Annotated in this window: 13 protein-coding genes; 3 read left to right on the top strand and 10 right to left on the bottom strand. The window is 42.5% G+C overall.

Going from position 1 to position 11,993, the window contains the following annotated elements; genetic code table 11:
* Positions 1-10: 10 nt before the first annotated feature.
* The 6 genes from astA to rpe form a co-directional block, all read right to left on the bottom strand.
* Positions 11-1,027, bottom strand: a complete 1,017-nt coding sequence (gene astA / locus ACTD55_RS10955; RefSeq protein ID WP_438864459.1) for an arginine N-succinyltransferase — start codon at positions 1,025-1,027, stop codon at positions 11-13.
* Positions 1,028-1,052: 25 nt separating this feature from the next.
* Positions 1,053-2,261, bottom strand: coding sequence for an aspartate aminotransferase family protein (locus ACTD55_RS10960; protein WP_438864370.1), 1,209 nt, complete (start codon positions 2,259-2,261; stop codon positions 1,053-1,055).
* Positions 2,262-2,493: 232 nt separating this feature from the next.
* The gene (locus ACTD55_RS10965) at positions 2,494-3,672 is read right to left on the bottom strand and encodes an HDOD domain-containing protein (protein ID WP_438864371.1); all 1,179 of its coding nucleotides are present in this window, start codon (positions 3,670-3,672) and stop codon (positions 2,494-2,496) included.
* Positions 3,673-3,784: 112 nt separating this feature from the next.
* Entirely contained in the window at positions 3,785-4,381 is a 597-nt protein-coding gene (locus ACTD55_RS10970) for an anthranilate synthase component II (RefSeq protein ID WP_438864372.1), read from the bottom strand.
* A 33-nt stretch (positions 4,382-4,414) separates the two neighbouring features.
* A complete protein-coding gene (gene trpS, locus ACTD55_RS10975) occupies positions 4,415-5,419 on the bottom strand; it encodes a tryptophan--tRNA ligase (RefSeq protein ID WP_438864373.1) in 1,005 nt (334 codons plus the stop codon).
* 54 nt (positions 5,420-5,473) lie between these two features.
* The gene (rpe, locus tag ACTD55_RS10980) at positions 5,474-6,145 is read right to left on the bottom strand and encodes a ribulose-phosphate 3-epimerase (protein WP_438864374.1); all 672 of its coding nucleotides are present in this window, start codon (positions 6,143-6,145) and stop codon (positions 5,474-5,476) included.
* A gap of 283 nt (positions 6,146-6,428) precedes the next feature.
* On the opposite strand from rpe, the gene ACTD55_RS10985 reads away from it, so the two are divergent.
* From ACTD55_RS10985 to ACTD55_RS10995, 3 genes are all read left to right on the top strand, one after another.
* Positions 6,429-7,100: a TorF family putative porin gene (locus ACTD55_RS10985; RefSeq protein ID WP_438864375.1), complete on the top strand. Its 672-nt coding sequence runs from the start codon at positions 6,429-6,431 to the stop codon at positions 7,098-7,100.
* A gap of 241 nt (positions 7,101-7,341) precedes the next feature.
* A complete protein-coding gene (locus tag ACTD55_RS10990) occupies positions 7,342-7,644 on the top strand; it encodes a hypothetical protein (protein ID WP_438864376.1) in 303 nt (100 codons plus the stop codon).
* On the top strand, positions 7,641-7,823 hold the full coding sequence (locus ACTD55_RS10995; RefSeq protein ID WP_438864377.1) for a DUF2970 domain-containing protein: 183 nt from the start codon (positions 7,641-7,643) through the stop codon (positions 7,821-7,823). The genes ACTD55_RS10990 and ACTD55_RS10995 overlap by 4 nt, the downstream gene beginning before the upstream one ends.
* A gap of 29 nt (positions 7,824-7,852) precedes the next feature.
* Here the strand turns inward: ACTD55_RS10995 and ACTD55_RS11000 are convergent, their stop codons facing one another.
* From ACTD55_RS11000 to aroK, 4 genes are all read right to left on the bottom strand, one after another.
* Complete coding sequence (locus ACTD55_RS11000) at positions 7,853-8,683, bottom strand: Dam family site-specific DNA-(adenine-N6)-methyltransferase (RefSeq protein ID WP_438864378.1); 831 nt, start codon at positions 8,681-8,683, stop codon at positions 7,853-7,855.
* 69 nt (positions 8,684-8,752) lie between these two features.
* A complete protein-coding gene (locus ACTD55_RS11005) occupies positions 8,753-10,282 on the bottom strand; it encodes an SPOR domain-containing protein (RefSeq protein WP_438864379.1) in 1,530 nt (509 codons plus the stop codon).
* Between the two features lie 49 nt (positions 10,283-10,331).
* Positions 10,332-11,396, bottom strand: a complete 1,065-nt coding sequence (gene aroB / locus ACTD55_RS11010; protein ID WP_438864380.1) for a 3-dehydroquinate synthase — start codon at positions 11,394-11,396, stop codon at positions 10,332-10,334.
* Positions 11,397-11,425: 29 nt separating this feature from the next.
* Positions 11,426-11,941, bottom strand: coding sequence for a shikimate kinase AroK (aroK, locus tag ACTD55_RS11015; RefSeq protein ID WP_416307068.1), 516 nt, complete (start codon positions 11,939-11,941; stop codon positions 11,426-11,428).
* Positions 11,942-11,993: the final 52 nt, after the last annotated feature.

Here is an 11,993-nt window from a genome sequence, read left to right on the forward strand (position 1 = left end):
CTTGAATTCCTTACAGTTTAATCGGTGCAAAACGCACCATATCGCCATCCTGCACATTAAGTGCCGTGGCCGCTGCTTCTGAAATGATGAGGTACTCATCTTGGACTAACGCGGGCACAGCCACCCCACGGAAGTCAGCGATTTGCGTATTAATGATAATTTTTACTTCGGCATGCTCTGGATGACCGATCTTCACTGCCAATTTCTGACTCGCCTGAGCGGTACGGATATGTTGGACGTGGGCTTCAACCGTTGGACCGGCATCAAAAATATCTACATATCCACGACAACTGAACCCTTCCGAGTGCAATAATTGTAAAGCCGGTCGCGTTTTTTCATGCACTTTGCCGATCACCGCCTGTGCTTCTTTGCTCAACAAGCTGACATAAATCGGATATTTGGGCATTAATTCGGCAATAAAACCTTTCTGACCAATGCCAGTAAGATAATCAACCGTCGGAAAATCCAGTGAGAAAAAATGCTCTTCCAACCATTGCCAAAAAGGCGAATTACCATTTTCATCGGAAACCCCACGCATTTCAGCAATTACCCGCTCTGAAAATCGCTGTGCATGTTCGGCAATAAATAGAAAACGGAATTTAGACAAAAATCGACCATTGTAACTTTTACGTGCCTGTTCACGTAAAAACAAGGTACAAATTTCCGACACACCGGTGTAGTCATTACAGCAGGTTAAAATATCGATAGGGTTGTAGATATTTAACTCTCTCGACGTATGCACTACTTTACCCATATGGTAATGATAAAATGCATCATCCAGTCCGACCGCAGCCTGAATACCACTAGTCCCAACTACTTCATTACTGTGGGTATCTTGCATCACAAACAGGTAGCTTTCCGGCCCCGGTTTCTCAACATGATGAGTAAAAGAGCGAATCGATTGTTCGATTTTTTTATGCAGTAATTGTTCATTCACCGGCAGTGAAGTGAAACCCACTCCGGATTCCACTGCACACTGGTACAACGCCTCAAAATCGCTAGCCTGAATTGGCCTGATTACCATCATTGCTGCTTGCTCCGACACACAAATATCATTCAGCATTTACAATGCTGGCAACTGCTCGTTCAAAACGCGCTAATCCTTGTTGAATATCTTCATCCGGAACAACCAATGATGGAGCAAAACGCACTACATTAGGTCCCGCAACTAAACACATTAGCTTTTGTTGAGTTGCCGCGACCAGAAAATCACGTGAGCGTCCCTGGTATTTTTCAGTCAACACTGCACCCAATAACAATCCTTTACCACGCACTTCACTAAACACCTGGTATTTTTGGTTTATCGCTTCCAAACCTTGACGAAACAGCTGTTCTTTGCGCGAGACGCCGCCAAGTACTTCGGGAGTATTTACCGTGTCAAAAGCGGCTTCGGCAACAGCACAAGCCAATGGATTACCACCATAAGTACTGCCATGTGTACCGACTTTCAGGCTGGCGGCAATGTCTTTTGTGGTAAGCATTGCTCCAATTGGGAAACCACCACCCAGTGCTTTAGCCGTTGACAGAATATCAGGTGTCACACCTAACCCCATATACGCGTACAAGTCACCGGTACGCCCTACACCAGATTGCACTTCATCAAATATCAATAACGCATTATGCTGATCGCACAATTCACGTACGCCTTTCACAAAATCGGCTGTGGGGCTGATAATCCCCCCCTCACCTTGCAAGGGCTCCATCATTACCGCACAGGTATTGTCGGAAATTAACGCTTTTAAACTGTCTAAATCATTATAAACAGCATGATCAATAGCACCGGGCTTTGGCCCAAAACCGTCAGAGTAAGCAGGCTGTCCACCGACCGTTACCGTAAAAAAGGTACGACCGTGAAAACCTTGTTTAAAGGCAATAATTTGGTTTTTGTGCTCACCATGATGTTCCAGCGCCCAGCGACGAGCCAGTTTTAACGCGGCTTCGTTGGCTTCGCCACCGGAATTGGCAAAGTAAACTCGTTCGGCAAACGTAGCATCAACCAGTTTTTTCGCTAAACGCAAGGCAGGCTCATTGGTAAAAACATTACTCAGGTGCCAAAGCTTGTCGCCCTGCTCTTTTAAAGCCGCTACCAAATTAGGATGACAATGCCCTAACACATTAACTGCAATACCACCGGCAAAATCAATATATTCGTTGTTGTCCTGATCCCATACTCTGGAGCCAAGTCCTCGAACCGGGATCATGGCTGCAGGGTTATAGTTAGGAACCATTACTTCATCAAATAACTCGCGAGTGACATTCATTATAACTACCTCAATCTGTTAGGTTGTCCATTCAGGATGGAAAAAATTGCCGACATTATTCCAGAAGAAAACACGCTTGTCTCCTACTAGATAATTTACAGTATCGCTTAAAAATAAAGGGATGCAGGTATAATTGCAGAATTTATGAATAACTATTAGTAATTATTTATTCTTTTTAAAGCAAATATACAGGAATAAATATATCACTTGCATAACTAAGCAGAAACTAAATTTAATCTTGTTGTTCCGCACTTTGATTAAGAGTTAAATCTAACTTGGACAGATTAGTCTGTTTGAGTAAGGCTAAAGAGCCTTTGGGCATGTTAAAGCAGCGCAAATAATCTTTTGCTTCTTCAGTATTAATTAATTTGAATTCTTTAAGGTTACGATATTTTGTGTATGCAGACGCCTGACTTAATACTTTTGCCATCGGTGACATTTCGCCAATGGGTAGTTGCTCGGCATACTCAGAAATAGCATGGCTAATATACACTCGTCGCATATCCATGCGTTTTATCATTTTACTTGAAAGTCCGGCACTGCGTTGCATAATTAGCTCACGCAAAAAATCAGCATTAGGTTTTAGCTCGCGAAGTGCGTCGTATTCCTGTTTCTTTTGATGATCTTGCGCTTCTTTCAATGCGTCACGAAGCACCAGTTCAAACAGGCGAAAATAGAGTCTGACCACCACAATACTTCCAAGGTTTTTAAACATCCCCAAGGTAAAAGCCATACCTTTGTCTTGTCCTACCAACTCAGCTATTTTGCTACAACTAATCGCTGTACCAATGGAGTTATCCCATAAACGTCCTTTAATCGACGGATAAGGATCGGTGATCTGTGGTAGCCAACGGCGCATCGCCATGGCGGGTATCACCATTTTTAAGTTTTCAATACCAATAAAACTCAATGCCATACGCAAACTTTCTACTGCAATACTCTTGCCCTTGCGATCGACACGACGGTATTTGGGCATATTAACCATTTTGATTAAGTCTTTAACTAACCAAGGCATAGTGGCAATGACCGGTTCAATCCGGCCGATTGAAGCGGCTTTAACACTGAGTATATCTAACACGTCCGGTAAGTTTTCATTAATACCCAATACTTTTCTATAGATCGTTTCTTCATCAAGTAACTCTGCGTCAAAACGAACCATTAATTCATCGTGGATATGTCCCAGCATCGAATCGAGCAGACTTTTTTTGGAACGATCATTCAATTCACGATCCCGTACCGCAATTTTCTCAATCCTCAGCAGCTCTCGTTTAGCCTTGTCTTCCGTCGATGAAGCGGCATCGGATAGCGCGTCATTTTCAGCATTGACGATATCTTTAATTTTACCAAGATCCATCATCATGGTATTGATGCGAAAATCGATGTCAGTAATGATGGGAATTGTACTACTCATATGAAGTTATATTATTTCTGATTTTTATCTTGTATCGGTATAAGTGACGAATCTTACAGTGAAATCTGTCAGATGTGGATAAAATTTATTAGTCTAATAACGCTAAACTTTTCTATATTTTTGCTATCTGTTTTAATTTCAGGAAGTTAGATAAAATCTGATGACCACTGGTAGTCATTACTGACTCAGGATGAAATTGCACCCCACACAACGGCATCTGTTTATGCTCTATTGCCATCACTGCCTCGGTTGAACCATCCTGATAGACCGTTCTGGCCGTGATAGTAAAGTCATCCGATATACTATCGGGCTGTAAAACTAGCGAATGATAACGGGTGGCAATAAAAGGATCCGGTACCCCTTCAAACAAAGCCGATTGACTGTGTTGCACTTGCGAGGTTTTACCATGTAAGACCTGATTGGCACGTACCACCTTAGCCCCAAACACCTGACCGATTGCCTGATACCCCAGACACACACCTAATATAGGAATGATACCGGCAAAATGCTTAATGGCAGCCAAGCTAATGCCCGCCTCATCAGGAGTACAGGGCCCCGGTGAAATGACTAGATAGTCGGGAGCCAATGCTTCGATTTGGGGCAATGATAGGCCATCATTGCGATACACCTCAACCTGTTGCCCCAATTCACCAAAGTAGCGCGCCAGATTATGGGTAAAGGAATCGTAATTATCGATTAACAACAGCATAAGGGCTTCATCGTCATTAAGAACCGCTACAATTTATGGTCGTGGAATAAATCCCACTGATTGATAGACTTTACTTAATGTTTGCGCGGCTCTTTCACTAGCGGCTTCCGCGCCTACTCGCATTATACGATTTAACTCATCACGATTGTTACGCAAATCCTGATAGCGTTGCTGAATTGGCTCAATTAACGCCACTACTGCATCCGCGACATCACCTTTTAAATGTCCGTACATTTTGCCTTCATATTCTGGCACCAAATCAGCCACAGGTTTATTCAATGCACCGGAAAGTAATGTCAGTAAATTAGATACACCGGCTTTTTCTTTCGGATCAAAATAAATACGTGCCTGTTCATCTGAATCCGTTACCGCACGTTTTATCTTTTTGGCGATTTTCTTCGGTTCTTCCAGTAATCCAATAAAATTATTTGGATTATCATCTGATTTAGACATTTTCTTGGCCGGATCCTGCAAACTCATAATCCGCGCACCAAATTCCGGTATGTAGGGCTCTGGGATGGCAAATACATCACCGTACAAATTGTTCATGCGACTGGCCACATCCCGCGCCAACTCCAAATGCTGCTTTTGATCTTCACCAACAGGGACCTGATTGGCTTGATAAATTAAAATATCCGCTGCCATAAGGGCTGGGTAGGTAAATAATCCGGCATTAATATTAGAGACATTCTTAGCTGATTTATCTTTGAATTGAGTCATGCGGTTCAATTCACCCATTTGGGTGTAGCAGTTTAATATCCAGGCAAGCTGTGCATGCTCCGGCACATGAGACTGCATAAAGACGGTACTTTGTTCTGGATCAATGCCGCAAGCAATATATAAAGCCAACCCATCTAAACAGGCTTCATGTAATATTTTAGGATCCTGACGCACCGTAATCGCATGTAAATCAACCAGCATATATAAGCAGTCGTAGTCTGGTTGCATGGCAACCCACTGTTTAAGCGCTCCCATATAATTTCCAATGGTAAGTTGTCCAGATGGCTGACAGCCGCTTAAAACGATAGGTTTACTCATGAGAAATACTTCTTCTATTGGGGTTGGCAATAAACTTACCAAACAATTAAATAATTAACTTGCAGATGCCAATTTTGCACGCATTTCAGCAATGACTTGCGCATAATCTGCCTGTTCAAAAATAGCAGAACCGGCAACAAAGGTATCTACTCCGGCTTCCGCGATGGCGCGAATATTATCGACTTTTACGCCTCCGTCAATTTCTATCCGAATTTGCTTGCCGCTGGCTGTAATTATTTGCTTAAGGTGGCGGACTTTATCCAATATAGACGGGATAAAAGACTGTCCACCAAAACCTGGATTAACTGACATCAATAAAACGTGGTCGAGTCTATCCATTACATGATCCAAACAATTAAGGGAGGTGGCGGGATTAATTGCTAATCCAGCTTTACAGCCATGCTCCTTAATGAGTTGCAAACTTCGATCAACATGTTGGGAAGCTTCGGGATGAAAACTAATCCAATCGGCTCCCGCTTCAGCAAAGGCACTGATCATGGCGTCGACTGGCTGCACCATTAAATGCACATCGATAGGGGCGGTAACACCATGCTGGCGCAGCGCTTTGCATATCATCGGACCAAAAGTCAGGTTGGGTACGTAATGGTTATCCATGACATCAAAATGAATAATATCCGCACCTGCCGATAAGACATCATCAACCTCTTGGCCTAAGCGGGCGAAGTTGGCGGAAAGAATAGAGGGTGCAATAAAAAATGATGACATAAATAAACCAGCAAAATTAAAGTCTTACTTTAACTAAATTTAACCTGCTAAAAAAGCTTTGTAATTTGCACCATTAACACACATTAGGATCATACTGGTGCAAAATAGATAGAACAGGCAATTTCCCAATCACTTAAATTTGTGCCATAAAAAACTTGATACATTCTATTTATTGTATATATATCAATAAATTAAGTGTTAATTGATAAAATTTATTTGACCAATAAACATTCAGGTATTGAATTTGCTCTATCTTGGTTAATAACAATAAAGGAGACACAACATGATGAAAAAACTCAACTTAGTTCTATTAGCTGCACCATTATTAGCCGTTTCAAGCATGGCCAGTGCTGAATTTTCTACTAACTTTGGTGTGACCAGCAACTACTTATGGCGTGGTGTAACACAAAGTTCAGATGCCCCTTCTGTATCTGGTGGTTTAGATGTGACTTCTGAGTCAGGTTTATATGCCGGTACCTGGATTGGCACCATTGACTGGGGACAAGGCGGTGGTTACGAAAATGACTACTACTTTGGCTATAGCGGCGAATCTGACGGTTTTGGTTACGATGTAGGTTATATCTACTATGCCTATCCAGAACAAGAATATGATGATTCCAACTTTGGCGAACTTTATTTTAACGGTACGTTAGGCGCGTTTGGATTTGGCGTGGCTTACACTGTTAACAGCGATGCCGATGACGATGTTCCATTCGGCAAAGGCGATCTGTATTACAGTGTTAGCTATGGTTTTGAATTAGCGGATGATTATGGTCTGGGCTTTACCTTAGGTCACTATGACTTTGATGTTCCCAGTTCTGCTGGCGATGTGGATTATACACATGTACAAGTTGACTTAACCAAAGGTGATTTTACGTTCAGCGTATCTAAAGCCACTGAAGATTCTGGCGACGACGATATGAAAATCGCAGTAAGCTGGGGCGCAAGCTTCTAATAAGCCAACTGCGCTAGTTAAGTGAATATATCTATCAATCGGCACGGGTTTTAATTAACCCGATAATAATAAAGTTCTGTTATATAACAGCAATAAGCCGATTATAGATTGTTTAACTTGATATTTTTATGTGCGTTTTAAGAATTTACGATAAACCGACTCTTTTTATCGACAAAGCTTATTGTTGATTATTTGAACTAGGTTATACTAGCTGCATGGTTATAAATGCAGATCTTTTATTATGCTAAAAAAAATAAAAATGCCTATTGTCATTGCCGCTTTAATGCTGGTTGTGTCGGTAAGCTTTTCTAGCATATCTGCCCATAAACAATTAGCATCATGCCTATGCACTGACAACGTGCAATTTAATAACCGACTGCCACAAAGTCACCCGGCTAATCGCTGCGCAACTCAGCAATCTACCGTTAGCTGGTCCTCATGGTTATTTGGTAGTGGCAATTCAAGACAGTTTCACTATCTCGATTTATTAGAATTATTGTCCCGCAGCTCCGATATTGTTGAACAAACACCACATCAATCGTGAAAAAATGGTGGCGAGTTATAAAAAGTGTTGCCGCTAGCGCTGTTGGTGTACAAAGCGAAGCAAACCGTCGATATGATTTCGAACAAAAATCAATAGTGCCTTATATTGTCGTCGGCGTGATTTTTGTGATGTTATTTATTGCCTCTATTATTACTATTATCAAACTTTCTCTCACTTAATTTATGCCCCTTGGTTAGGCAATAAACGGTCATTCAGCCTGATACATTGCCAGCAATTCACCTACTTTTTTTCTGGTTTTTCCATTTTGACTGATAGTTCTGTTAACCAATAAAGGCGTCAGAGAGGCATGCTGATATAGCTGACGAGTCATTTCGGTATCATGATTACTTAACAATACATGGATACCTTTACGTTGTGCGGTCTGTTGACATAACTGCGCTAGTTTTTTTTGATCATCTAACCCAAAACCGTTACCGGCATAACCGGTGAAGTTTGCAACACCATTAGGGCTAATGGGTGCATAGGGGGGATCGCAGTAGATTACTGAACCTTTCCGTGCCCGACCAAACACTTTGGTATAAGACTCACAAATAAACGTGGCATGCTGTGCCTTATTGGCAAAAAAATACATTTCGCGCTCAGGAAAGTAAGGCTTTTTATAACGACCAAAAGGCACATTAAATCCGCCAGAAAGGTTGTAACGACATAAGCCGTTATAGCCATGGCGATTTAAATATAAGAACAATAGTGAGCGATGATAACTGTCTGTACTGAGATTAAATTCTGCGCGTAACGCATAGTAAGCGTCAGCCTGATTATTCGATGGTACAAAATATTTCTGTGCATCACCAATCAATTGGTCGGGCTGATGTTTGAGATGGTTATAAAGATTAATCAGATCGGGATTAATGTCATTCAACAAATATTGGTCATAATCTGTATTCAGAAAAACCGAGCCGGCTCCAACAAAGGGTTCAATCAATTTTCGACCTTTGGGTAATAGCTGCCGAATGGCGCCCATCAATGTGTATTTACCGCCTGCCCACTTTAAAAATGCACGGCTACTATTATTCTTCATTGTTAAACTACTGACTGACCCCGATTTAAGTTTGCGATTGTACCCGAAACAAATGGGTCTGTTGATCTTTTAGTTGGCGCTAATTTCTTGATGAACTTGCTGTGCCGATTTGGCAAAAGGTTCTTCTTTTCGCACGGATTCGGGCAACTGCTCTGCGGCCAGCCGCGCTTGTTCAATAGTGTGGAAAAATTGATTCAACACGACCACGTACCATGTCCCACCGTAACGCTGAGTCTGATAAATCCAAACCTTGCCCTCAAATTGATTATCCCGAATATATTCATCGAGGACTGAACGGCTACTCATACCTGATAATTGCAGATAAAAGCCATCGTCACTATGACTTAACAAAAGTGCTTCATTAAAAGAATAGGTTGATGTTTGCTCTTCAGTGATGACGTCACGTTGAGGAAGCTGTTCCACACTAACGATATCTTCTACCGGATAATCAATGGCCCCTTTTTCTTCACTCTGGGCCATTTCATCGGACTCTGTAAGTTCCGTGTTATCCGACACCCCCTCAACCAGCAGCTCATTATCTGGATTATCTGCGTTATCTGCGTTATCTGCGTTATCTGCGTTATCTGCGTTATCTGCGTTATCTGCGTTATCTGCGTTATCTGCGTTATCTGCCAGAATTTTATCCCGATTTGATTCCAGTTTCGCAACCGCATTGGGCCAATCAGTCACTAAAAGTTGCTCACTATCTTCGGCGTCAGGTACGCTATCAGAGGGTAAAGTATTCTCATCACTATTTGACGTTGCTGGAGGTTGGCTTTGCTCGATCTGTTCAGTTAACGACGGTTGAATGGCAACTGGTTGGGGAGCCGGTTCGAAAAACATCGAGTAGACGTCATTTATCAATACTTCGGTCTGTTTCCCATATTGCCATTCCATTAATCCCACAAAACAGCCTAAAAACACCATCGTAATTAACATTTTCGCCCACCAAAAACTTAAAATTGGGCGCTTGTAAATGACTTTATTGCGCTGCTGGATGCGCATTTCAAATTGCTGTCGCTTCTCGCGGATCAAGGCTTCCAGCTCCGACTCGGTATGCAGAATTTGTTGCCGATTTGCCGGTAATGAATGATGACTAAGCAGTACCGGCTGATCACTATGATTGGTAGGCAACCACGACTTGGCCTGCTCTGCCCACTCATGCTCGGCAAACAATAGAATATTCATATGATGACGTTGGCGGGCAAAACGATTTTGCAGCACCAAATCCCATAATTCGAGTAAAACCGGTTTAGGAAGGCAATCGGCCTGAGTCACCGCGATTAAGATAAATTGTTCTTGATTACCCAAGGCACGAGGCAAAATTTCGGTAAGAGGGCGTGAGTAGTCAATACGTAACTTACCCACTAACTGCTCAACAATGCGCTGCCGGTATTGAGCAATGGTTAACTTATTCGCAGCCCCTAGATAACCAATATTAGCAATATCACTTTTCTTAGCCAGATAAGATTCAACAAAATCACGCTCAATACTAACCCCTTGGCCACTCACAAAAATCAATTGCGACGAATAGGTCACTAAATGATCCAGTCGGTTGTGTAGGTCGGTATAACCATTTAGGTCAATATGATCTTGCATGTTAAAGCCCGTATCCAGCCTGTTTAAAGTACTTCACCACTAATAGTGATCAGTTTAGGATAGCTTTCAATGTCTCTTCTGTCAGTTCGGTGACGACCGCTTTACCAATCCCTTGGGGAATGATAAAGCGTATTTTTCCTGCTTTAACTTTTTTATCGCGCTGCATATGCGCCATAAATGCGGAAAAATTCATTGCTGCTGGCGCAAGTAAAGGCAAATCAAATTGCTGCAATAGCTGTTGTATGCGCCAAACTTCTGACTCTGATAACCATCCTGTGTGTTTTGCAGCCAATGCAGCAAGATTCATACCAGTAGCGACCGCCTCGCCATGCAACCAATTCCCATAACCTTGTTCCGCCTCGATAGCATGCCCAAAGGTATGTCCCAGATTAAGTAAAGCACGGAGTCCTTGCTCAGTTTCGTCCAATGCCACCACTTCGGCTTTAATTTCACAGCTACGCTGAATGGCATGTGCCAGCGCATCAACGTCTTTGTGCTTAAGTCGCTGAGCGTTCTGTTCCAGCCACTGGAAAAACTCAGCGTCATAAATAATTCCGTATTTAATCACCTCAGCCATTCCTGCAGCAAATTCACGATCGGGCAAGGTTTTCAGCGTAGAAATATCAATGAGCACCGCTTGTGGCTGATAAAATGCGCCGATCATATTTTTACCTAACGGATGATTAACCGCCGTCTTGCCCCCTACGGAGGAGTCGACTTGTGCCAACAGTGTGGTCGGTATTTGAATAAAAGGGATGCCACGCTGATAACATGCGGCTGCAAAACCGGTAATATCACCAATCACGCCGCCTCCTAAAGCGATAAGGGTCGTATCACGAGCTGCGCCAATGGTGAGTAACTGACTCATAATTTGCTCAAAACTACTTAAGGTTTTGTATTGCTCACCATCAGGTAACACAATCCAGTGACAATCGAGATTAGCCAACAATCCTTCAATGAGATCACCATACAATGGTTGAATGGTTTGATTAGTCACTACGACGACTTTACTGGTGGTTAAGTGTTGAGTCAGCGTATTAGGGTGTTGAAGCAAGTCGGAGTCGATATGGATAGGGTAGCTACGCTCACCCAAATCTACCGTTAAAATAGTCATGAGCGAAGCACCTCTATCGGGAGAATAGTTTACTGATTAATTTTTTCTATAATTTGATTAGCAACCGCACGGGCACTTTGATCATCGGTTTGTACCACATAATCTGCCACTTCTTCATATAGTGGGTTACGCTGTTCCGCTAAATCAATTAATACCTGTTCGGGATCGTCCGTTTGCAACAAGGGGCGTCTTTTATCACGCTGGGTGCGGGCAACTTGTTTCTCGATGGTGGTTTGTAAATAAACTACAATACCTCGAGCAGACAAACGGTTACGAATGCCTTTACTGATGATAGAACCACCACCGGTAGCTAATACGATACCTTGTTTGTCAGTGAGATCGGTGATGACACCTTCTTCTCTGATACGGAATCCTTCTTCACCTTCCAAATCAAAAACCCAAGCAATATCGGCACCAGTGCGGCGTTCGATTTCCTGATCAGAGTCATAAAATTCAAGATGAAGTTCGTCTGCGAGATGTCTGCCAATCGTGCTTTTACCTGCACCCATTGGTCCGACTAGAAAGATATTACGTTTTTCGGCCATATTCGTTTATGTACACAACTCTTAATTAATTAGTGATAGTCCAAACCCAAGT

This window comes from Neptunicella sp. (assembly GCF_048268085.1).
GTDB lineage: Bacteria > Pseudomonadota > Gammaproteobacteria > Enterobacterales > Alteromonadaceae > Neptunicella.

Coding starts and splice junctions, on each gene's coding strand:
- astA (WP_438864459.1), bottom strand. CDS start 1,027: ATGATGGTAATCAGGCCAATTCAGGCTAGCGATTTTGAGGCGTTGTAC.
- ACTD55_RS10960 (WP_438864370.1), bottom strand. CDS start 2,261: ATGAATGTCACTCGCGAGTTATTTGATGAAGTAATGGTTCCTAACTAT.
- ACTD55_RS10965 (WP_438864371.1), bottom strand. CDS start 3,672: ATGAGTAGTACAATTCCCATCATTACTGACATCGATTTTCGCATCAAT.
- ACTD55_RS10970 (WP_438864372.1), bottom strand. CDS start 4,381: ATGCTGTTGTTAATCGATAATTACGATTCCTTTACCCATAATCTGGCG.
- trpS (WP_438864373.1), bottom strand. CDS start 5,419: ATGAGTAAACCTATCGTTTTAAGCGGCTGTCAGCCATCTGGACAACTT.
- rpe (WP_438864374.1), bottom strand. CDS start 6,145: ATGTCATCATTTTTTATTGCACCCTCTATTCTTTCCGCCAACTTCGCC.
- ACTD55_RS10985 (WP_438864375.1), top strand. CDS start 6,429: ATGATGAAAAAACTCAACTTAGTTCTATTAGCTGCACCATTATTAGCC.
- ACTD55_RS10990 (WP_438864376.1), top strand. CDS start 7,342: ATGCTAAAAAAAATAAAAATGCCTATTGTCATTGCCGCTTTAATGCTG.
- ACTD55_RS11000 (WP_438864378.1), bottom strand. CDS start 8,683: ATGAAGAATAATAGTAGCCGTGCATTTTTAAAGTGGGCAGGCGGTAAA.
- ACTD55_RS11005 (WP_438864379.1), bottom strand. CDS start 10,282: ATGCAAGATCATATTGACCTAAATGGTTATACCGACCTACACAACCGA.
- aroB (WP_438864380.1), bottom strand. CDS start 11,396: ATGACTATTTTAACGGTAGATTTGGGTGAGCGTAGCTACCCTATCCAT.
- aroK (WP_416307068.1), bottom strand. CDS start 11,941: ATGGCCGAAAAACGTAATATCTTTCTAGTCGGACCAATGGGTGCAGGT.